Origin of the sequence: Pseudoalteromonas sp. P1-8 (genome assembly GCF_001399985.1) — a bacterium.
Taxonomy (GTDB): domain Bacteria; phylum Pseudomonadota; class Gammaproteobacteria; order Enterobacterales; family Alteromonadaceae; genus Pseudoalteromonas.
In genome coordinates, this window is record NZ_LJSO01000015.1 from 22,601 (window position 1) to 41,604 (window position 19,004).

General features: G+C 42.1%; 23 protein-coding genes. 12 read left to right on the forward strand and 11 right to left on the reverse strand.

Annotated features, from left to right (window positions below; all coding sequences use genetic code 11):
* Positions 1–26 precede the first annotated feature (26 nt).
* The 6 genes from AN213_RS17320 to cyaY are packed head-to-tail and all read right to left on the reverse strand — an operon-like array spanning position 27 to position 5,818.
* Entirely contained in the window at positions 27–1,136 is a 1,110-nt protein-coding gene (locus tag AN213_RS17320; protein ID WP_055021649.1) for a heme biosynthesis HemY N-terminal domain-containing protein, read from the reverse strand.
* The gene (locus AN213_RS17325) at positions 1,133–2,953 is read right to left on the reverse strand and encodes a uroporphyrinogen-III synthase (RefSeq protein WP_055021650.1); all 1,821 of its coding nucleotides are present in this window, start codon (positions 2,951–2,953) and stop codon (positions 1,133–1,135) included. The genes AN213_RS17320 and AN213_RS17325 overlap by 4 nt, the downstream gene beginning before the upstream one ends.
* A 1-nt stretch (position 2,954) precedes the next feature.
* A complete protein-coding gene (gene hemC, locus AN213_RS17330) occupies positions 2,955–3,893 on the reverse strand; it encodes a hydroxymethylbilane synthase (RefSeq protein ID WP_055021651.1) in 939 nt (312 codons plus the stop codon).
* Positions 3,894–3,929: 36 nt separating this feature from the next.
* Positions 3,930–4,820 carry a DUF2914 domain-containing protein gene (locus tag AN213_RS17335; RefSeq protein WP_055199239.1) on the reverse strand — a complete coding sequence of 297 codons (891 nt, stop codon included), beginning with the start codon at positions 4,818–4,820 and terminating at the stop codon, positions 3,930–3,932.
* A 21-nt stretch (positions 4,821–4,841) separates the two neighbouring features.
* On the reverse strand, positions 4,842–5,498 hold the full coding sequence (locus AN213_RS17340) for an alpha/beta hydrolase (RefSeq protein ID WP_054563681.1): 657 nt from the start codon (positions 5,496–5,498) through the stop codon (positions 4,842–4,844).
* Positions 5,495–5,818 carry an iron donor protein CyaY gene (cyaY, locus tag AN213_RS17345; RefSeq protein ID WP_054554661.1) on the reverse strand — a complete coding sequence of 108 codons (324 nt, stop codon included), beginning with the start codon at positions 5,816–5,818 and terminating at the stop codon, positions 5,495–5,497. The genes AN213_RS17340 and cyaY overlap by 4 nt, the downstream gene beginning before the upstream one ends.
* A gap of 148 nt (positions 5,819–5,966) precedes the next feature.
* Here cyaY and lptM point away from each other — a divergent pair, with 148 nt between their 5' ends.
* The 8 genes from lptM to AN213_RS17385 all read left to right on the forward strand — a co-directional run bounded on the left by lptM (position 5,967) and on the right by AN213_RS17385 (position 12,127).
* On the forward strand, positions 5,967–6,146 hold the full coding sequence (lptM, locus tag AN213_RS17350) for an LPS translocon maturation chaperone LptM (RefSeq protein ID WP_054554660.1): 180 nt from the start codon (positions 5,967–5,969) through the stop codon (positions 6,144–6,146).
* A complete protein-coding gene (gene lysA / locus AN213_RS17355; RefSeq protein ID WP_054563682.1) occupies positions 6,147–7,400 on the forward strand; it encodes a diaminopimelate decarboxylase in 1,254 nt (417 codons plus the stop codon).
* Positions 7,401–7,464: 64 nt separating this feature from the next.
* A complete protein-coding gene (gene dapF / locus AN213_RS17360) occupies positions 7,465–8,295 on the forward strand; it encodes a diaminopimelate epimerase (protein ID WP_054563683.1) in 831 nt (276 codons plus the stop codon).
* Entirely contained in the window at positions 8,292–8,903 is a 612-nt protein-coding gene (locus AN213_RS17365) for a DUF484 family protein (protein WP_054563684.1), read from the forward strand. Before dapF ends, AN213_RS17365 begins: the two co-directional genes overlap by 4 nt.
* Complete coding sequence (locus tag AN213_RS17370; protein WP_054563685.1) at positions 8,900–9,853, forward strand: tyrosine recombinase XerC; 954 nt, start codon at positions 8,900–8,902, stop codon at positions 9,851–9,853. The genes AN213_RS17365 and AN213_RS17370 overlap by 4 nt, the downstream gene beginning before the upstream one ends.
* A gap of 12 nt (positions 9,854–9,865) precedes the next feature.
* Entirely contained in the window at positions 9,866–10,576 is a 711-nt protein-coding gene (locus AN213_RS17375; protein ID WP_055199240.1) for an HAD-IA family hydrolase, read from the forward strand.
* Positions 10,577–10,645: 69 nt separating this feature from the next.
* Positions 10,646–11,758 (forward strand): retropepsin-like aspartic protease, encoded by a 1,113-nt coding sequence (locus AN213_RS17380; protein WP_055021657.1) that lies wholly within the window; start codon positions 10,646–10,648, stop codon positions 11,756–11,758.
* A gap of 9 nt (positions 11,759–11,767) precedes the next feature.
* Positions 11,768–12,127: a HopJ type III effector protein gene (locus AN213_RS17385; protein ID WP_054563688.1), complete on the forward strand. Its 360-nt coding sequence runs from the start codon at positions 11,768–11,770 to the stop codon at positions 12,125–12,127.
* Between the two features lie 13 nt (positions 12,128–12,140).
* Here AN213_RS17385 and AN213_RS17390 read toward each other — a convergent pair whose 3' ends face one another.
* Entirely contained in the window at positions 12,141–12,548 is a 408-nt protein-coding gene (locus AN213_RS17390) for an N-acetyltransferase (RefSeq protein ID WP_054563689.1), read from the reverse strand.
* Positions 12,549–12,595: 47 nt separating this feature from the next.
* On the reverse strand, positions 12,596–12,901 hold the full coding sequence (locus AN213_RS17395; protein WP_054563690.1) for a DUF6482 family protein: 306 nt from the start codon (positions 12,899–12,901) through the stop codon (positions 12,596–12,598).
* Between the two features lie 80 nt (positions 12,902–12,981).
* On the opposite strand from AN213_RS17395, the gene AN213_RS17400 reads away from it, so the two are divergent.
* The 3 genes from AN213_RS17400 (at position 12,982) to AN213_RS17410 (ending at position 15,325) form a co-directional block, all read left to right on the forward strand.
* Positions 12,982–13,668: a pseudouridine synthase gene (locus AN213_RS17400; RefSeq protein WP_054563733.1), complete on the forward strand. Its 687-nt coding sequence runs from the start codon at positions 12,982–12,984 to the stop codon at positions 13,666–13,668.
* A 68-nt stretch (positions 13,669–13,736) separates the two neighbouring features.
* Entirely contained in the window at positions 13,737–14,111 is a 375-nt protein-coding gene (locus AN213_RS17405; protein ID WP_054554650.1) for a BlaI/MecI/CopY family transcriptional regulator, read from the forward strand.
* 8 nt (positions 14,112–14,119) lie between these two features.
* Positions 14,120–15,325 carry a TonB family protein gene (locus AN213_RS17410; RefSeq protein ID WP_055199241.1) on the forward strand — a complete coding sequence of 402 codons (1,206 nt, stop codon included), beginning with the start codon at positions 14,120–14,122 and terminating at the stop codon, positions 15,323–15,325.
* Positions 15,326–15,403: 78 nt separating this feature from the next.
* Here the strand turns inward: AN213_RS17410 and AN213_RS17415 are convergent, their stop codons facing one another.
* Positions 15,404–15,787, reverse strand: a complete 384-nt coding sequence (locus tag AN213_RS17415; RefSeq protein WP_055199242.1) for an MAPEG family protein — start codon at positions 15,785–15,787, stop codon at positions 15,404–15,406.
* A 234-nt stretch (positions 15,788–16,021) separates the two neighbouring features.
* Between AN213_RS17415 and AN213_RS17420 the strand changes: the two genes are divergently transcribed.
* Complete coding sequence (locus AN213_RS17420; RefSeq protein WP_082401736.1) at positions 16,022–16,900, forward strand: DMT family transporter; 879 nt, start codon at positions 16,022–16,024, stop codon at positions 16,898–16,900.
* A 40-nt stretch (positions 16,901–16,940) separates the two neighbouring features.
* Here the strand turns inward: AN213_RS17420 and AN213_RS17425 are convergent, their stop codons facing one another.
* Together AN213_RS17425 and AN213_RS17430 are read right to left on the reverse strand one after the other, a co-directional pair.
* Complete coding sequence (locus AN213_RS17425) at positions 16,941–17,258, reverse strand: multidrug efflux SMR transporter (RefSeq protein ID WP_054554646.1); 318 nt, start codon at positions 17,256–17,258, stop codon at positions 16,941–16,943.
* Complete coding sequence (locus tag AN213_RS17430) at positions 17,258–18,790, reverse strand: carbon-nitrogen hydrolase family protein (protein ID WP_055199243.1); 1,533 nt, start codon at positions 18,788–18,790, stop codon at positions 17,258–17,260. The genes AN213_RS17425 and AN213_RS17430 overlap by 1 nt, the downstream gene beginning before the upstream one ends.
* Between the last annotated feature and the right edge of the window lie 214 nt (positions 18,791–19,004).

Consider the following 19,004-nt stretch of genomic DNA (forward strand, 5'->3'; position numbering starts at 1 on the left):
TCGCTCCTTTGCTGGCTGGAGTAAAATTATTGATAGAGTACCAATGCTTTTTCTGGTTGGGCACTCTTACTGTAGCTTAGCACCGCTTGCTGCAAATAAGCATGGCGATTATCTGCATTAAGCGCTTTATCAAACACTCGCGCGGCTAAGTCGTATTCACCGTGAGCATTAGCTAAACATGCAAGGGCTAGTAATAAGTCTGTATTTTCGGCGTCTTTTTTTAATACATCCTGCAAACTTGATTGCAGCTTGAGTGCATCGCCAGCGCTACTAGTACGTAAAATACGTGCTAAATCTTTATGCTGTAGCGGTTTTTTGATCATTTTAATTAAGCTTAGCTCAATTTTGTTTAACTCACCTGCCTTCGCCATCGCCGTTAAATAGCTTACCTCTGCGTGTGGCTTCAAGTTTTTGGCTAATTGCTCATAACGCTCAGTTAAATCCCCGTTTGACTGAGCTGCAAAGTAACGGTCGAACAATTGTTGCCACTCTTGCTCTGAAAGTACTTTTTTGCGTAATAAACGTGGCATAAAGTCATTAAGTGCCGCCCACTTTTGCTCTTGCACTAAAACATGGGCATACATTTTAAGCTCTAAACGAGAGGCTTTTTTGCGTTCAGCTAACGCTTTAAGGTCAGCAAAAATAGTGCTGGTTTCGCCGCTAGCAATCCATAAATTAGCCACCTTTAGCTGCTTATCTTGGCTTATTTTATCAAGATAGCTAATTGCTTTTTCATTTTCATTATTCGCCAGTGCCGCTTTAGCTAGAAGCGCAAAACGTATATCGCTCCACTTTTGTGCAACACTGTTGTTATCAAGTGCAAGCTCAAGCTCCGTATAATCGTTATTTATTAAGCTCCATACACCTTGCTCAATAGCCGCTTGTTTACGCTCTTCACTGCGCGCAAAGAAACCATGGCGTGTATGGCTATATAAAGATATTACGTAACGGCAAAGCTTATAAAGTAAAAACAGTGCAGCGAATGCCAATATTAAAAGTGCAGTAACGCCCCAAATAGTCCCTTCAATGGTTGTTTTATTAAAGGCAATTAGTACATAACCCTTTTGATCTATAAAAAAAGGGGCAATCCCTAAGCAGACTGCTATTGCAATAATGATTAATAAAAAGCGGATCATTGTGCCCACTCCTTCACCTGCTCAGTACTTTGTAATGACACTTTTGGACTAAAATTGAGCTGCTCTTTCGAAAGCTCAGCAAGACTTTTTAAGGCCGCTTTTGTTTGCGCATCATCTTGTTTGAAGTAATCTTTTACCAAGCTATGAGCAGCATCAACAGCACTAAAATACACACTGCTTTGTTTACTTAATACAGCATCTTGTGCTTGAGCTAAGTATAAACTTAAGCGCTGTTTTACTAGGTGACGCTCTTGCTCACTTAAAAATGGTGCGATAACCATATCTTCACGTGTGCGTACTTCTACAAAGAAGTCTTTAAACTGCTGCCACGACTTCGCAAGGTTTTGACGCCACTCACTCACATTTTCACTTAATTGATTTGGGTCTTCTTTGACGACCTCTTCAGGGAGTGAAATAGCATTAAATACCAGTTCATCAACTTTTTGATTAATGCCATGCAGTTTTAAATAAATTGCTTCAACAGCCACAGGTTCTATGGCATTCAAGGTTTGTAAATCTTGGTGAATTGCTTGGCGAATAGCGCCTGTACCCGGGTGTTCTGCAAGTAAGCTATCTAAGCGAGATAGCACAGCAGCAGCCCCTTGGTAATCGTGCTCTGCCCACAATTTAAACTCGGCCATACGCTGCAGGCTTGTGACTTCTTGCGGATTAAGCGTGAAAGTTTGCTGCTCGGCGCGCTTTAAAGCCGCTTGTAATTGCTGCTGTGTTTGCTCTGCACTTTCATTTAGTGCATCAGAGACCTTTTGTTCACTGTTATAAAGCGAGTGCTGCATTGTTTGTTGGGCACTTTTTAATGCATCAATTTGCTGCTGTAAGCGTAGGTTTTCATCTGTCAGCTCAGTCAATGCCACAGCCGATTGCTGATCGCTATTTAATTTTAGATAAAACTCATAGCCAACTGCACCAGCCACTAAAAGTGAAATAAGTAACGCTAAGCTACCTGTTTTGCTGATGCCTCTTTTAGCTTGTACAGGCGCTTTCGCCCCAATATTTGCCGTTTGCGCTTTTTTCTCTGGCTTTGCAGTCACTGGCTTTGCGGGTTGTTTTGATTCTGCTTCACTCATTTTGCTACCTTGCTGATTAATGCAGGTGAACATAGCGCTGTCGCTCGCCCCTGCAGCAATATGTATCTGTGTTCTTGCGACATTCTGTTGCTTTAAATAATCAGCGATACGCTCACTGGCAACGAAAAATTGTCGCTCTTTCAACCATGCAAGCTGAGGCTCATTTAGGCCATTAAAAATGGCATCCACCGCTGCATTACTGGTAATGACTATACCTTCTACATCAATTGTTTGCCAGTGGTCCATCCACTTGCCCGGTTCGCTCTCAATTGCGCTCCGCTTGTAAACAACCAACTGATTTAATAAAGCACCACGTTGTTTTAAGGTTTTTGCTATGGTCGTGCGCCCACCTTCACCTTTCACTAAAACGATGTTACTTAGTTCAACATCTTGTAGTGTTTTTAATTCAAGCAGACCTTCTGAATCATGCTGTTTGGGCACTGCGGCTCGTCGCCCAAAGGCTTCATAAACCGCATCAGCCGTTTGCTGACCGACCGCATAAAGTTGCGCTGCTTTGTTGATGGTTGGTGTGAGTTTTAATAAGGCATGCACGGCATCTTGCGAGATAAAAATGATTTTATCGGCATTTTCTAGCGGCGCGAGCTCACTACTATTTACGGTGAGGTAATCTAAGGTAAGGACTGGACACAGGGTTGTTTGATAACCCGCCTGCTGAAGCTCAAGAGCAAGCTCAGTGCCTTTTCCTTCTGGACGAGTTATCAAAATATGCATATTAAGCGTCTCTATATACTTCAGCTAAAATTTTATCAGCACCTTGCTCAAGTAGCTTTTCAGCAAGTGTAATACCTAACTGCTCTGCGTCAGCCACAGGGCCTGTCACTTCATCACGCAGCATTTGGCTGCCATCAATAGCGCCCACTAAACCACGTAAATGCACTTGCTCACCATCAACCAATGCAAATGCACCAATTGGCACTTGGCAACCACCTTCTAAACGGCGATTCATAGCACGCTCAGCATTAACACGAATACGTGTTTCATTATGTTCGAGTGGCGCTAACAGTGCTTTTGTCACTTCATCATCAATACGGCACTCAATACCCACAGCACCTTGACCATTTGCAGGTAATGATACCTCTGGCTCGATAAAAGCTGTAATACGCTCAGGCATTTCTAAACGAATTAGACCCGCTGCAGCTAGGATGATTGCATCATATTGACCATCATCTAGTTTTGCTAAACGAGTATTAACATTACCGCGTAAATCACGAATGTCTAAATCTGGGCGAGCTTCGCGAATTTGGCATTGGCGGCGTAAGCTTGATGTACCAACAATAGCGCTTTGTGGTAACTCATCTAAGCTTTTGTAGTTGTTTGATACAAACGCATCGCGCGGGTCTTCACGCTCACAAATTGTGTGTAACGCTAACCCTTCAGGAAACTCAACAGGCACATCTTTCATTGAATGCACCGCGATATCTGCACGACCATCAAGCATGGCTTGCTCAAGCTCTTTTACGAATAAGCCTTTACCACCAATCTTGGCCAGTGGTGTATCAAGGATAATATCGCCTTGCGTCGACATAGGAACCAACTCTACCGTTACATCGTCGTGGAAGTGCTCTAGTTGAGCTTTTACAAATTCAGCCTGCCATAAAGCAAGTGCACTTTTACGGGTAGCGATACGAACTAGTTTTGTTGTCTGTGTCATGAAAAATCCAATTAATTATCAGGCTGATACTAAATATTACTCAGCTAAAATTCTAAATTCTTTTTGGGCCAGTAAGTTGCCATCTGCGTCAATAACTTCAACACGCCAATCACCCAGTTGTTCTGGCATAATGTTTTTCGTTGAATAAGTACGAAAACGTGGACTACTTACGGCCAATTCAATCGAAGCAAGCTGTTGACCTTGGTAATACCATTGGTGACGAACAGCTTGTCCCTGCATATTTCTAAGCTCGCTAAAAAAGCTCAGGCTATTGCTTATTTGCGCTAATTTTACATCGTTTTTTAAAACGTTTACTGGTTCTCGATCAACAACATCGGTTGTTAATACCGCGCGGCTTACTTTATCTGTGTCTATTTTAGCGCCAATTGCGACACTGGCAATATGTGCTGACTGCGAAAACTGCTGCTGAGCATCAGGAGCAGCAGCAATCTCTACTTGCTGTTCAGTTTGTGGTGCTTCTTCACCATCAGGGGTGACAGCTGGTGTTTCAGGTTGTTGCTCATCAACAACCTCTTCACTGTCGAACTCAGTCTCTGCTGTTGTAACGTCAGGTTCTACAATGTTTGAACTCACAACCTCTGCTTTAGTAGTTTCTGTGCTATCAGCCTGCGGTGTTTGCTCATTCATTAACGAAGCATCGACTTCTTTTGGCTCTTCTTGCTCAGCGTCATTTAAAGAAGCTTGTAATTCAGCATTTGTAAACTCTGCTTGCGGTTCATCTTGCGGAGATTGTTCAGCATTTACAGCACCAGTAAAGCTATACACTAAAATAGCCAATGCTACTAAGATAACACTGCTAACCATAAAAATGCGTCGCCAATGCCATTGGTAAGTCACTGCTGTAGGAGTTGAACCTGCCGATTCAACGGCATTCATATTTGCTGTAATTACAAGTTTCTTTGTCATGTTGGCCTCTAAAACCAAAAATTAACTCAAGCGAGCAATTAACCATTCACGAATAGCCATTAACTCTTCACCACAAACTTGGTGCGCCATCGGATAGTCTTGCCAGCTTACTTCCATGTTGTTAGCGCTAAGCACGTCAAATGCTTGTCTGCCTGCACTATGCGGTACCACATCGTCAAATCGACCATGTGCCATAAAAATATTTAACCCCTGCTGCTTGGCTTCATCGGCAAATTTTGCAGGCACACACATATAGGTTGAAAGTGCCATTACACCCGCTAATTTATAATCTAGACGTGGCGCTAAGTGCAGAGATACCACACCCCCTTGCGAAAAACCGGCAAGAATAATTTTGTTTGGGGCGATACCATTTGCTATTTCTTGATCAATAATTGCAGCCACTTTTGCAGCGGATTCGCGAACCCCTTGCTCGTCAGCACGCTTATCTAAATCCATCGATTTAATATCGTACCAAGAACGCATTGCCATACCACCATTTATGGTGACCGGCTGCACTGGCGCATGTGGAAACACAAAACGTACGCCAAGCTCTTTTGGTAGAGCAAGTTGCGGTGCAACTGGGGCAAAACCATCACCCGAATCACCTAAACCATGTAGCCAGATAACCGTTGCTTTGTGGTCGCCTTGTGCTGAGTACTCAACAAACTCTAAACTCATAGTTCAGAACGCCATTCAATTGTTTGACCTGCTTGGCGAGTTGCCGCATCACACATAAATTGCCAAAACTCTGCACCTGAGCGGTTATCAATCCACTTATCGTCGCGTAGTTCAAAATGGTGACCATTAAATTTAGTCGCTACCCAAACTTGGTGTAATGGTGCTTGCTTGTTGATCACAATTTTACTGCGATCAGGAAAGATGATTTCTAAAATACCTGACGCTGATTCATAGTCTAAATCGGCATCACATTCATCGATTTGCTCTTCAATAGTTAGCATTAATGCATCGGCTAGTGTGTGGTATTCATGATCAGTCATTTTAGTGTCCTTTAACTGGCTTTAAGCCTAGATCTGGGGGCAGATTGTGTACATCAAGTGTAACAGGAATAAATTCATCCGCGAATAGCTGCATTTTTTAAATATTCTGTTACTCTGCGATTATAAAGCCAGCAACCGTATTAATCTAATGAAAGAGACTCATAGCCAAAAATTAAAAACCATTTTACCTCTAAGCGCCCTTCTACTAACCCTAGCAGGTTGCGGACAAAGTGGTGCTCTTTATCTGCCAGATGATACTAAGCCGCCTGCAAAGTCTCAGCCGCAAGCTGATCCATCCGAACAACCAGAGCAAAAACAGGACCAATAGATGGACTTTTTTAACTACAATAATAATCAGCTGTTCGCTGAAGACATCGCTGTCAAAGAGCTTGCCGAACAATATGGTACGCCTTGTTATATCTATTCTCGCAAAACCTTTGAACGTCATTATCTAGCATTCGCTGAAGCTGCTAAGTCACATAAGAGCTTGGTGTGCTATGCCGTAAAAGCCAACTCAAATATTGCCGTGCTGAATATTTTAGCGCGACTTGGGTCAGGTTTTGATATTGTCTCAAAAGGTGAGCTTGCGCGCGTTATCCAAGCAGGCGGAGACGCAAGTAAGGTTGTTTTTTCTGGCGTTGCAAAAACCGCTGACGAAATTGCCTATGCACTTGAATTGGGGATCAAGTGTTTTAACGTTGAGTCAGTGGCTGAGCTTGAGCGTATTTCAAAAGTGGCAACGGATCTTAACTTAGTGGCACCGATTTCGATTCGCGTAAACCCAGATATAGATGCAAAAACGCACCCTTATATCTCAACCGGCTTAAAAGAGAATAAGTTTGGTATTGATATTCAAACTGCGGTAACTGTGTATCAACATGCAGCATCATTACCCGGTTTAAAAATTACCGGTGTAGATTGCCACATCGGTTCGCAGCTAACGGAAATAAAACCTTTCTTAGCAGCCCTTGAAAAAGTACTGACTCTTATCGAAGAGTTAAAAGCGGTTGGCATCAAGCTAACTCACCTAGATATCGGTGGTGGTCTTGGGGTGCCTTATAATGGCGAAACACCTCCTCATCCAAGCGAGTATGTTGATAAAATTACCGCTCGATTAGCAGACTACCAAGATTTAGAACTTATTTTTGAACCTGGTCGTGCGATTGCAGCCAACGCAGGTATTTTAGTTACTAAAGTTGAGTTTATTAAACAAAACCAAGATAAGTTCTTTGCTATTGTTGATGCAGGCATGAACGATATGTTGCGTCCATCGCTGTATCAAGCTTGGCAAAGTATTGTACCAGTTGAACCTCGCGCAGATGATACGCCTACTTACAACTACGACATTGTCGGCCCTGTCTGTGAAACCGGTGACTTTTTAGGTAAAGACCGTGAGCTTGCACTTCAAGCCGGTGACCTTTTAGCGCAGCGCAGCGCTGGCGCATATGGTTTTACCATGAGCTCAAACTACAACTCACGCCCGCGTGTTGCAGAGATTATGGTGGATGGCCAACAAAGCCATTTAATTCGCCAACGCGAAACCTTAGAAAGCCTTTGGCAAGGTGAGAAAATTTTACCATAAACGTTTTTATAACCGCCCTGCTCTGTGGCATGATTAGCTCAGAGCAAACCCGAATTAGAGCGTTATGTTAGTTAATTTTTCAAAAATGCACGGCCTAGGTAATGACTTTGTCGTTATTGATAACATTACTCAAAATGTTTTTTTATCACGTGATCAAATAAAGAAGCTGGCAGATCGCCATTTCGGCATTGGCTTCGATCAACTGCTTATGGTTGAAGCCCCTTACTCTCCTGATCTCGATTTTCATTATCGAATTTTCAATGCCGATGGTAACGAAGTTGAACAGTGCGGCAACGGTGCGCGCTGTTTCGCCCGCTTTGTACGTATGAAAGGCCTGACCAATAAGCATAAAATCTCGGTTTCAACAAAATCTGGTAACCTCACGCTTTATATAGAGAAAGATGGCCAAGTAACGGTAAATATGGGCCACCCCAATTTTGAACCGAACAAAATCCCATTAAAAGCCAGCAAGCGTGAGTTGACCTATATTCTTCGCACGGAAGAACATACGGTATTTAGTGGCGCAGTATCGATGGGTAACCCGCACTGCGTTTTAGAAGTTGATGACATTCATAGCGCAGAAGTCGCCACCTTAGGCCCACTGCTTGAAAATCATGAACGCTTTCCACAACGCGCAAATGTTGGTTTTATGCAGGTAATTTCGCAAGATCACATTAAACTAAGAGTGTGGGAACGTGGCGTTAGTGAAACCTTGGCCTGTGGTACAGGTGCCTGTGCTGCGGTCGTGGTTGGTCAAATTCAGAGTAAACTTGCTACTACCGTACAAGTTGACTTACCCGGCGGCAGTTTGCAAGTACGCTGGCAAGGCGAAGGCCACCCTGTACGAATGACAGGCCCTGCTGAGCATGTTTTTGATGGACAAGTGGCACTATGAGCAAACTAACAGAACAACAAATTGCTGAATATTTAAAAGCACACCCTGATTTTTTTATTAAAAACCCTGATGTGCTCGCTGAAGTTGAACTACAACAGCAAACGGCTGGAACAACGTCTTTGGTGCATATTCAACAGCGCCAATTACGTGAACACAATACGCTATTAAAAAATAAAATTGAGCAGCTCGTTGAACAAGCAAAAGAAAACGAGTTAATTTACCGCTTATTTAGCGACTGTCATCGTCAGTTATGGACTAACTACGACTTTACGACACTAGCTAGCAACTTGCGCAATATTATCTGCACGAACCCATCCATTAACGAATGCCACTTAGTTAAGTACGATAAAAAGTTTGATGAATTAATTGCTCATCGCCTGCAAAACGACGGCATTTACTTGGGTCGAGTAAGCCAACAAGAAAGAGACTTACTGTTTTCAGACACGACTCAATCGACTGCTTTATATCTAATTGGTAACACGAAACACCCTGTGGCTATTTTGGCGTTTGGTAGTGATGACGTAAATCACTTCGAACCGGCAAAAGACAGCTTTTTTGTCCTTGAGTTTGTGCGCTCATTGCAACTGCGCTTATTGGAACTTGCATGAGCGATGTGACAACGCCAGACATTAATGAATTAAGTGATGCTTGGCGAACACCCATCCAACTTTTTGCAGACTACTTACGCTATGAAAAACAATACTCAGCGCACACAGTAAACCAATATACGAGCCAACTAGGCTTCGCAGCTTTGTACTTTAGTAAACTATGTGAAGACTGGTTTGCTGTTCAAGGTGAGCATATTCGCCGTTACAGCATGCAAATGCGCAGCAAACAATTGAGTGGTCGCACAATCAGTTTAAAACTAAGCTGTATTCGCAGTTTATATAAATTCTTAAAAGCCAAAAATATAGCCAGTCAGGTACATTATCACAATCCGGCAGAGGCCATTAAAGGGCCAAAATTTTCCAAGCCTTTACCCAAAAATTTAGACGTAGATCAAATGGCTAAGCTTTTAGAACTGCCAGATGATGAGCCTTTAGCTATTCGTGACAAAGCCATGATGGAATTAATGTACTCTTCGGGTCTGCGCATTAGCGAGTTAGTTGGTGCTAACATACAGGATATAAATCCAACTGAAGGCGAAATTTTAGTCCGTGGTAAAGGTAACAAAGAACGCTTATTACCTGTAGGCAGCAAAGCGCTCAGTGCATTAAAAGCATGGCTGAAAATTCGCCCTCAATTTGCACATCCTGATGAAATAGCCGTGTTTGTTAGCAGCCAAAAAAAGCGAATTTCCGTACGCCAAGTTCGCTTACGGATGCAAGAATGGGGAATTAAGCAAGGGATCAGCTCGCAAGTGCATCCGCATAAATTACGCCACTCGTTTGCATCACATATCTTAGAATCATCAGGGGATCTGCGTGCCGTACAAGAACTCTTAGGACACAGTAGTTTGTCTGCAACGCAAGTTTATACGCATTTAGATTTTCAGCATTTAGCTAAAGTGTACGATAACACCCATCCACGCGCTAAAAAGCGCTCAACATCAGAGTAAACCCTTGTCATTATGATCCGATTTAACCGTGCCCTATCGCCAGTTTCAGTTTTAAGTTTTGATTTAGACGACACACTTTACAACAACCATCCGATCATAAAATCAGCCTTACAAGCACAAGCTGATTACTTAGAAGCATTAGACCAATGGCCAGACGATAGCATGAGCTACTGGTTAACATGCCGCGATAATGCTTTAAAACATGATGCAACTTTAATTGATGACGTTACACGCTGGCGACAAGCAGCATTACACTATGCCATGACCGATCTGGGTTTTTCAGCAGAGCAAGCTCAGTTGCATGCCGAAAACGCTTATCAGGCATTCGCTGATGCCCGCAGTCAAATAACCGTGACTGATGAAGTGCTTGAATTACTTGCTAACCTCAGTAAACACTACCGCCTCATCGCCATCACCAATGGTAATGTCGAAGTAGAAAAGTTTAACCTTAATGGTGTGTTTGAGTTAGTTTTACAAGCAGGCCCACACGGAAAAGCAAAGCCGCACAGCGCCTTATTTGATAGCGCAGCCAAAAAATTAGAAGTGCCTCACAAGGAAATTTTGCACATTGGCGATAGCCTAGATACTGATGTCCAAGGCGCCAATAATGCCGGATGCCAAAGCGTTTGGCTAAATAACCAAGCAACGCAATATCGTTATCAAGGATTAGCAGATATTGAAATAAGCAATATCATGGCGCTCAATCATTTGATTAAAAAGTAACGACTTTGAGAAATTTGTTTTATGCTGAGCAAGTAGGCAACAAAGATTTAAAACTGGTGGGCGAAACGGATGAATGCTTTTCTTAAATTAATATTGCTACTTTCTCTTAGTTTAAATGGTTACTTTATTTGGCAGCTTTTTAACCCAGCAAAGCCTATAGAAATAGAAACTGTCGCACCAGCGCCTAAAGTACAAAAAGGCACGGTCTTACCTGCCCACTTCCAGCAAGCAGTTGCACTATTTAGCAATCAGTTATTTGATAAAGCCGTCGCTGAGTACACTCAATTACTTGTGAATGAACCTCGCTATGCAAGGCAGCTAAAGCAAGCTTGGCAACAGCAACTAGAATCATGGCTTTCCCATAAAAAATTCACTTTAAGTGAGCAATTTTTAACGGCCTTTTTAAATAGCCACCCTTACGATGTCACCATGCTTGAACTTGAAGCTAAGCGTTTAATCGCACAAGGTGATACCCAACAAGGAATCATCAATTTACTGGCTCTTAGCAACCAGTTAGACAGCAATGATAAACAACAACTTAACAAACAAATAGACGAGCTAAGCACATCCTATATTGATGAACTTATTGCGACGCAACAATGGCAAGCCCTGCTTAATATTAGTCAACAATGGCTTGATTACACGCCTGGCAATGCGCAGTACTTATATAACTATGCATTAGCTAACTATCATTTAGAAGATTACGTCGCGAGCCAAATAACCCTAGATCAACTGCCTGAAGATCATGACTATAAACAACAGGCCGAGCAATTACACCTATTGATTCAACAAGCCTTAGCAGGTGTTGAAGTTATAAAATTAACCGCTCGAGGTTCGCATTATTTAGTAAACAGTATTATCAACGATGATATTGAAACCGAACTGATGATCGACACAGGCGCTAGCTTTACTGTGATCAACCAAACATTATTAAACTCGCTTAACACTCCAGCAAATTTTCTTGGCGCACTTAAGGTAAACACAGCTAATGGCATTGTTGAAGCACAGCGGTATCAGCTCGAATCCTTTCAAGTCGGACAACAACGTATTCGTAATTTTGAAGTGCTGGTAATAGAAAATCATGCTGGCTATGGCTTATTAGGTATGAACTTTTTAGAGAATTTTAAGTTTAATATCAATCAGCAAGTGAATGAGTTAGAGTTGATAAAGAACAATTTTTAAGGACAAGCAATGACTCTTAACGAATTTCTTTCGAAATTAGCAAGCACACCACAGCAAATTGAGTTTACCGATACCATGGCGGTAATTGACAGCAATTATGATTTTACCCCAAGCGCTTTTAATAATCATGGCTTGCTTAGCGAGGCAAATGAAAATAATGGCTCATGTAAAATTTTTGCCTTTGCAAAGCTTAATCAACTAAGCAAACAAAATACCCTCGATTGTTTTGGCGCGTTTTATCGTGATGATGTATTACACAATCCTGAAGGGCAAGACCACATGAACATTCGCACCTTTATGCTTGCCCCTGAAGCGACCCCTTTCTTAGGAGTTACATTTACCGAGCAAGACGTGCTTAAAGCGAAGTGATTAAAACCAAAAATTAAAGGGGTTTTTCCATAAAATAACGGCAGCCGTCGAGTGGGTAGTTACTCATTTCGTATTTGACTTGGTAGCCGTTTTTTTCGTAAAAGGGTTTGGCTTGAAAATCGAGCGTATCAAGTTGAGCGGTATTTGCACCAAACGCTTTAGCTTTGCTCTCTAATTCAGCTAACAATCGTGTCGCAAGCCCTTTACCACGTGTCTTATCATCACACCAAAGCCAACTAATAAGCAGCCAATTGCCAAATACTTGACCATGGATACCGGCAACAACATTGTTTTGTTTATTAACGAACTTAAAGCCTAAAGGAATACGCTCGGCATTAAAATGCGCGGCGTTGAAAGCCACAATATGTTCTCTTAGCTGGTTGTTTAGATCAGCTGAGTCATCACTTTTTAATTGATACATAGCATACCTATAAAATGTTATGACTCAGTATACGCTTATATCGTTAATCAGTATAAGTGGTTCTTGCCATAAGGTACTTCGAGCATGTTACTCGCCAGCTTTTCGGGCTGACCGCACATTTCATCATAAGCACTGGTGTGGCGTAAAACCATATCACCATAACTTAAGTGATCGAGGCGCTTTTGAATGTGCAACGGGCTAATATCGCGAATAAACTCACCTTGCTCATCAGTGACATAATACTCAACGTTATTTATTAGCACAGACACTTGATACAGCGCCATTTCCAACGAATGAAGGATAACTTTTTGCAGTGGCTGATGGTCTGCAAGCTCTGATAACTTGATAGGCATGTGCGTTCCTCTTTGATGGTGGAACTATCTATACGTGATTTTGGTATACTGTGATCAAATTAATTGTACAAAAATCACTCATGCCAGAAAAAGTACGACTTGCTAAATTTATTGCCCATGCGGGTGTTTGCTCTCGAAAGCAAGCATCGCGTTTGATAGATCAAGGTGAGGTAACAGTAAATGGCCGTGCCGCAAATCATATAGATCATGTTGATGAGCACGATGATGTGATTGTACTTGGCGAAAAAATTTCAGCAAAAGCGCCACTCACCTACTTTGCGTATCACAAACCCGTTGGTATAGATTGCAAATTAAATGCTGACGACCCAACCAGTCTTATTCATAGTCTGCCTAAAACTACCCGGGTTTACCCAATTGGCCGGCTCGACAAAGACTCCCGAGGTTTATTGATTTTGACCAATGACGGTGAGTTTTGTAATCAACTTATCCACCCTGATTACCACCAACCCAAGCGCTATTTAGTCACCGTAGATAAACCTCTTGATAGTGATTTTTGTAAAAAAATGGCAAACGGTGTGCCTGTAGATAAACAAATAACCCTTCCTTGTGAGGTGGCTCAAGTCACCGAAACACAGTTTTGCATCGTCTTAAAACAAGGTTTAAACCGGCAAATACGTAAAATGGCACGTTTTTGTGGCTACAAAGTCATCGACCTGTACCGCACAGATATCGCAAAACTGTCACTCACCACGCTGAATTTGCCCGAAGGGCAGATAGTCAGTATCAAAAAAAGTGACATTCTCTAACAAAAAAGTTTGCATTAATTGATTACGCGTGTAATCTTAAATTAAAGATTACATCTGTAGGCATAAAAATGATTGAACTTTCTAAAGCTGAATTCGAAGTATTAGATGCGGTATGGCTTGGCTACCCAGCCACGGCTAGTGAAGTAATTGCGCGTTTAAGTGACGATAAAGAATGGCACGAAAAAACCATTAAAACGCTACTAAGCCGTTTAGTTAAAAAAGGCGCACTAAGCTTCGAGAAACAAGGTCGCCAATATAACTACACCCCTTGTATTGCTCGTGAAGAATACACATTAAAAGAAAGCCAAAGCTTTATTGAACGCTTTTTTAATGGCCGTATTGCGCCACTGGTGAGTGGCTTTGCTAAATCAGAGCAACTCTCGCAACATGATATTGATGAGCTGAAAAAGGTCATTGATGATTGGGAAAAACAGCAAAAATAAGGCTTGTTATGTTAGATGCATTTTTTAATTGGTTGTTAGATCAACAACTTTTGATCTCATCTGCAATTATGTTTTTATTACTGCTAGAGCGAAAGTTACTAAGCCAGCTATCGGCACGCTTGGTTTATACACTGTGGGCGCTTTTACCAATTAGTTTATTGTTAGCGAACCTACCAGAACACTTAAAACCAATTCAAAACGACTTTATCAGTCAGCTGACTATCACACCAAACACAGCAATAATGCCGCAGTTTACGCTCACTTGGTTTGCTATTTATGGCTTTATTAGTGCCGCACTGCTGATCACTGCCGTATATTTTCATTACCGTTTTCTAGCAAAACTGCAATTAGTACCAATTACGCTTGATCATCACAACAACCAAAGTATACGCATATACCAAAGCAACCAAGTGAGCTCACCTATGGTTGTAGGAGTTATAAACACCAAGCTAGTAATGCCTACAAACTATCAAAGCCATTACAACAGCCATGCTTTAGCGCTTATTTTAGAACATGAATCAGTGCACATTAAACGCAAAGATAACCTAATTAATGCCATCGCGTTAAGTGCCACCATTTTGCTGTGGTTTAACCCTGTCGCTTGGCTTGGTTATGCAAGTCTGCGCCGCATTCAAGAGCTTTCATGTGATGAGCAAGTACTCAAAAATAAATCAACTGAACAACGAATTCTATACAGTAAGGCATTAGTGCACTGTGCAAGCTTTAGCAGAACAGGCTTAATGGCTTATTCACAATACGGAGATAAAAACACCATGTTACAACGTCTAAATCAAATAAAGCAGATCGACAACAGCTCATTTATTGCAAAAACAGCGTTAGTTATTTTTACAGCGGGCATGCTTAGCAGCTTTGCCATTGCAAAACAGCCGATGTCCGTTGAAAAGACAAAGGACTATCAAGCGGTTATGCGTGTAGAGCCGATATACCCAATTCAAGCTGCAGAGCAAGGTATTAGCGGTTCAGTCGTTTTGAAATACGATATTTTACCAAGTGGCGCCACCAGCAATGTTAGTGTAGTAAGTGCAGAGCCTGAAGGTGTTTTCAATCGAGAAGCGAAAAGAGCCTTAAAACAATGGCAATATGCGCCGTCTGAATCTGGCTTTCAAAACGCCTTAGTACAACTCGATTTCGCCTTAGACGAAAACTATCAAGCAAAGGATTTAATAGAAAAAATTAAAGTTAGCTCTAAGTAAAAGTAACCACTTAAGACCCTAAAGCAAGCGCCTTATTTAAGCCGCTTGCTTTGTGGTTTTTAACTTATTGCTTTGTAACTAGAGGCAAACAGCAATCATCGCCACAGCACAAACATAGCCTACTAGCCAAACTAATGAGCGCAGAATATCTTGGTTTATGTAGTAGAAAATACAATACAACACACGGGCAATAACATGCACAATCGCTAGGGTCTCAGTTACCTGATAGACATTATTGCTACCTATAACGACTGCCAGAGCGACAGCAAAAATAATCAGCGATTCAAAGCTATTTTGATGTGCTGCCAACGCACGAGCACCAAAGCCGGTTAGTTTAGCTTGTTGCTCGCGTGGGTGCTTATTGTCGTAGCCTGCCAACTTATTTTGTGCAAAAGCCACAGGCGCTTTGGCTAAATAGGGTATGAGTACTGCGATGAGTGCACAGATAATCAGTGTGGTCATGATATTTCCTTATCTTTTAACTGTAATACCCTACCCTAGCGTAAACAAAAAAAGCCGCTACTTAAAACAGCAGCGGCCAGTAATAGCATCATTGTCACTATAGTCTAATGACGGCATAAAAGCCCTGCGGCATATTGTCACAGCTGAGTTTTTCTCAAGTTGGTCGATAAGCTAATGCTCTCATACTTTGGTTTTGTTACTCTAAGCGCCTCTCCTCATTAATTTATTTTCAATATGACTTGGATTTTCTTAACTATTTTTGCGGCATTTATGCAGTCGTGGCGCAATGCACTGCAAAGTAAACTGAGTGCAACAGTGAGCGTTGCAGGGGTAACGCTTGCTCGCTTTATTATTGCCAGCCCGATTGCTGCCCTGTATTTATTTGTACTTTATCAGTATCAAGACGCCGCACTCCCTGACTTTAATCTGGCTTTTATTGGCTACATTGTTGGCGCCAGTATCGTCCAAATCGTTGCCACCGGTTTGATGGTAAAACTGTTTAAAATGAATAACTTTGCAGTCGGTGCCGGGCTTGCAAAAAGTGAAGCGCTGATGGCGGCCATTTTAGGCGTTATGTTCTTCGGCTCAGCACTCTCACTGCTAGGTTGGGTTGGCGTATTTATTGGTGCAATTGCGGTATTGCTATTAAGTGGCATCGCGAATGTTAAACACTTTAATTTGGGCACCGCACTGCTTGGGCTTGCTTGCGGCACTTCTTTTGCTCTTTCATCGTCATGGATCCGTGAGGCAAGTTTAAATTCAGGGCTGACTTTCCCACACTCGGCCGCTTGGGTGTTGTTACTGATTATCAGCTTACAAACCCTGATGCTGTGCGTGTATATTGCATTCAAAGAACGCGATACATTTAAGAAAATGTGGCATCACAAAGGCACTACTACCGCTGTTAGTGTTTGTAGCTGTTTAGGTTCAATTGGTTGGTTTAGCGCTATGAGCTTGCAGCATGTTGCTTATGTAAAAACACTGGGGCAAATAGAAGTATTCTTTACCATTTTGGTATCGATTCTTTGGTTAAAACAACCTTTAAAGCGCCAAGATACGGCTGGGCTTGTGTTAATTGCACTGGCAGCCATTCTGGTAATGCTACCAAATTAGGCTTATTCCTAGTCATTAAAAAAGCGGCATAGCCGCTTTTTTAATGACTAATTTTTAGGGTTATTACACCGCTAATTATCAGCAATACTCCGGCAATACGGCCAAATGTGGCGGCATCCCCATAAAATAAAATACCAACTAAGAAAGTGCCTGCTGCTCCTATGCCTGTCCATACCGCATAAGATGTTCCCATCGGAATATCCTTTTGCGCCAACCACAGCATAAAACCACTAGCGACCATAAATGCGACGGCTATCGCAATGCCTAACCAGCGACTGTCTGCCTGTTGAGACATTTTAAGGCCAACAGGCCAGCCAATTTCTAAAAGACCTGCGACAATTAAATACAACCACGCCATTAGTGATCTCGCTTTTTCAAGATCACGTCATACAGATCTTCACGGCGGTCTTTTAAGTTTCTAACAGTACCTTCACTGTGAAGGATTTTCAGTTTATCCATATCTAAATCACTGAATAACAGCATTTCGGTATTCGGTGTTGCTTCATTCAAGGTTGCATCATGCGGGAACGAAAAGTCAGAAGGGGTAAGCACTGCTGATTGCGAATACTGTACGTCTAAGCTTTCTACTTCAGGTAAGTTACCAACCGAGCCTGCAATCACAACATAACATTCATTTTCAATTGCGCGTGCTTGTGCACAATGGCGTACACGTAAGTAACTATTTTTTGTATCCGTCCAAAATGGCACGAACAAAATATCTAACCCTTGCTTAGCGAGAATACGTGACAGCTCAGGGAACTCTACATCGTAACAAATTTGAATACCAACACGACCCGCATCCGTTTCAAATACAGCAATTTTATCACCGCCTTGGATCACCCAGTCATTTTGCTCGTGAGGGGTAATATGAATTTTACGCTGCTCATCAATTTTACCGCTGCGGTGGCACAAATAGCTGACATTATAAATCTTGTCATCTTCTGCGAGTGGCATGGAGCCTGTGATAATATTGGCATTGTATTCAACCGCCATGCGTGACATTGCATCACGGAAGGTTTCTGTGTACTCGGCCAAATAGCGAATAGCTTCCGTTTGATTACTTTGTTCGGTAAGACCCATTAACGGGGCATTGAAAAATTCCGGAAACAGAATAAAGTCACTCTTATAGTCAGACACCGTATCAACAAAGTATTCCACTTGCTTGAGCAGCTCTTCAACAGACTCAACACAGCGCATTTGCCACTGTACAGCACCGACACGCACAATTGATTTAGTCGACTCAAGTACCGTATCCGTCGGCTCAAACATAATGTTATTCCACTCTAGTAAAGTGGCATAACCTACTGACTCCTGATCTTCAGGAAGGTATTTTTTAAGTAAACGTTTAACTTGGAAATCATTAGATAACTGAAAGCTTAAAATCGGATCGTACAGCTCTTTGTGGTCAACTTTTTCGATGTACTCCATCGGCGACATCTCTGCACTGTGATTGTAATAACGCGGAATACGCCCACCCGCTAAAATAGCGCGTAAGTTATACTGACGACATAGCTCTTTACGTGCATCGTATAAGCGACGACCCAGTCGCATCCCTCGGTGAGTTGATGAAATCACCACATCTAAACCATAAAGTGCATCACCTTCAGGATCACTAAATACACGGTCATGACCATCAACAATGTCTTCGTAGGTATGTGGGTTAGAAAAGCGCGCGTAATCAACCTGTACACTCAAGGCAATGCCCACTAAAACACCATCGTCAACAATACCTATTTGCCCTTCCGGAAACTGGTCTATTAGCCTAAAAATAGTATGGCTTGGCCAAGCACCACCAAGCCCTGGGTACGCTTGATCCATGAGGGTCTTTATTTGTGGGTACTGTTCTTTGGTTAGATTACAGATCTCTAAATGCGTTTTTTCCGCCGGCATAGCTACTCCTTTTTAGGCACGAGAGAATAATCACAGCAAACATTGCTCAGCATGTTTCTAGATTAGCTTTAACTAGAGTGGCATCAAATGCCCACTCTGCCAAGCCCCAAGCTTAACAAACATGATGTGAACAGGCGCTTAGCCTCATTCATAAACATCAGTGACATGCGTTTACAAAGCAAAAGCGAGCAATTATAAACCTGCATTGCTCAAC

What these genes read in the sequence shown, in the direction of transcription:
- AN213_RS17320 (WP_055021649.1), bottom strand. Translation starts at nt 1,136, where the DNA reads ATGATCCGCTTTTTATTAATCATTATTGCAATAGCAGTCTGCTTAGGG.
- AN213_RS17325 (WP_055021650.1), bottom strand. Translation starts at nt 2,953, where the DNA reads ATGCATATTTTGATAACTCGTCCAGAAGGAAAAGGCACTGAGCTTGCT.
- hemC (WP_055021651.1), bottom strand. Translation starts at nt 3,893, where the DNA reads ATGACACAGACAACAAAACTAGTTCGTATCGCTACCCGTAAAAGTGCA.
- AN213_RS17335 (WP_055199239.1), bottom strand. Translation starts at nt 4,820, where the DNA reads ATGACAAAGAAACTTGTAATTACAGCAAATATGAATGCCGTTGAATCG.
- AN213_RS17340 (WP_054563681.1), bottom strand. Translation starts at nt 5,498, where the DNA reads ATGAGTTTAGAGTTTGTTGAGTACTCAGCACAAGGCGACCACAAAGCA.
- cyaY (WP_054554661.1), bottom strand. Translation starts at nt 5,818, where the DNA reads ATGACTGATCATGAATACCACACACTAGCCGATGCATTAATGCTAACT.
- lptM (WP_054554660.1), top strand. Translation starts at nt 5,967, where the DNA reads ATGAAAGAGACTCATAGCCAAAAATTAAAAACCATTTTACCTCTAAGC.
- lysA (WP_054563682.1), top strand. Translation starts at nt 6,147, where the DNA reads ATGGACTTTTTTAACTACAATAATAATCAGCTGTTCGCTGAAGACATC.
- dapF (WP_054563683.1), top strand. Translation starts at nt 7,465, where the DNA reads ATGTTAGTTAATTTTTCAAAAATGCACGGCCTAGGTAATGACTTTGTC.
- AN213_RS17365 (WP_054563684.1), top strand. Translation starts at nt 8,292, where the DNA reads ATGAGCAAACTAACAGAACAACAAATTGCTGAATATTTAAAAGCACAC.
- AN213_RS17370 (WP_054563685.1), top strand. Translation starts at nt 8,900, where the DNA reads ATGAGCGATGTGACAACGCCAGACATTAATGAATTAAGTGATGCTTGG.
- AN213_RS17375 (WP_055199240.1), top strand. Translation starts at nt 9,866, where the DNA reads ATGATCCGATTTAACCGTGCCCTATCGCCAGTTTCAGTTTTAAGTTTT.
- AN213_RS17380 (WP_055021657.1), top strand. Translation starts at nt 10,646, where the DNA reads ATGAATGCTTTTCTTAAATTAATATTGCTACTTTCTCTTAGTTTAAAT.
- AN213_RS17385 (WP_054563688.1), top strand. Translation starts at nt 11,768, where the DNA reads ATGACTCTTAACGAATTTCTTTCGAAATTAGCAAGCACACCACAGCAA.
- AN213_RS17390 (WP_054563689.1), bottom strand. Translation starts at nt 12,548, where the DNA reads ATGTATCAATTAAAAAGTGATGACTCAGCTGATCTAAACAACCAGCTA.
- AN213_RS17395 (WP_054563690.1), bottom strand. Translation starts at nt 12,901, where the DNA reads ATGCCTATCAAGTTATCAGAGCTTGCAGACCATCAGCCACTGCAAAAA.
- AN213_RS17400 (WP_054563733.1), top strand. Translation starts at nt 12,982, where the DNA reads ATGCCAGAAAAAGTACGACTTGCTAAATTTATTGCCCATGCGGGTGTT.
- AN213_RS17405 (WP_054554650.1), top strand. Translation starts at nt 13,737, where the DNA reads ATGATTGAACTTTCTAAAGCTGAATTCGAAGTATTAGATGCGGTATGG.
- AN213_RS17410 (WP_055199241.1), top strand. Translation starts at nt 14,120, where the DNA reads ATGTTAGATGCATTTTTTAATTGGTTGTTAGATCAACAACTTTTGATC.
- AN213_RS17415 (WP_055199242.1), bottom strand. Translation starts at nt 15,787, where the DNA reads ATGACCACACTGATTATCTGTGCACTCATCGCAGTACTCATACCCTAT.
- AN213_RS17420 (WP_082401736.1), top strand. Translation starts at nt 16,022, where the DNA reads ATGACTTGGATTTTCTTAACTATTTTTGCGGCATTTATGCAGTCGTGG.
- AN213_RS17425 (WP_054554646.1), bottom strand. Translation starts at nt 17,258, where the DNA reads ATGGCGTGGTTGTATTTAATTGTCGCAGGTCTTTTAGAAATTGGCTGG.
- AN213_RS17430 (WP_055199243.1), bottom strand. Translation starts at nt 18,790, where the DNA reads ATGCCGGCGGAAAAAACGCATTTAGAGATCTGTAATCTAACCAAAGAA.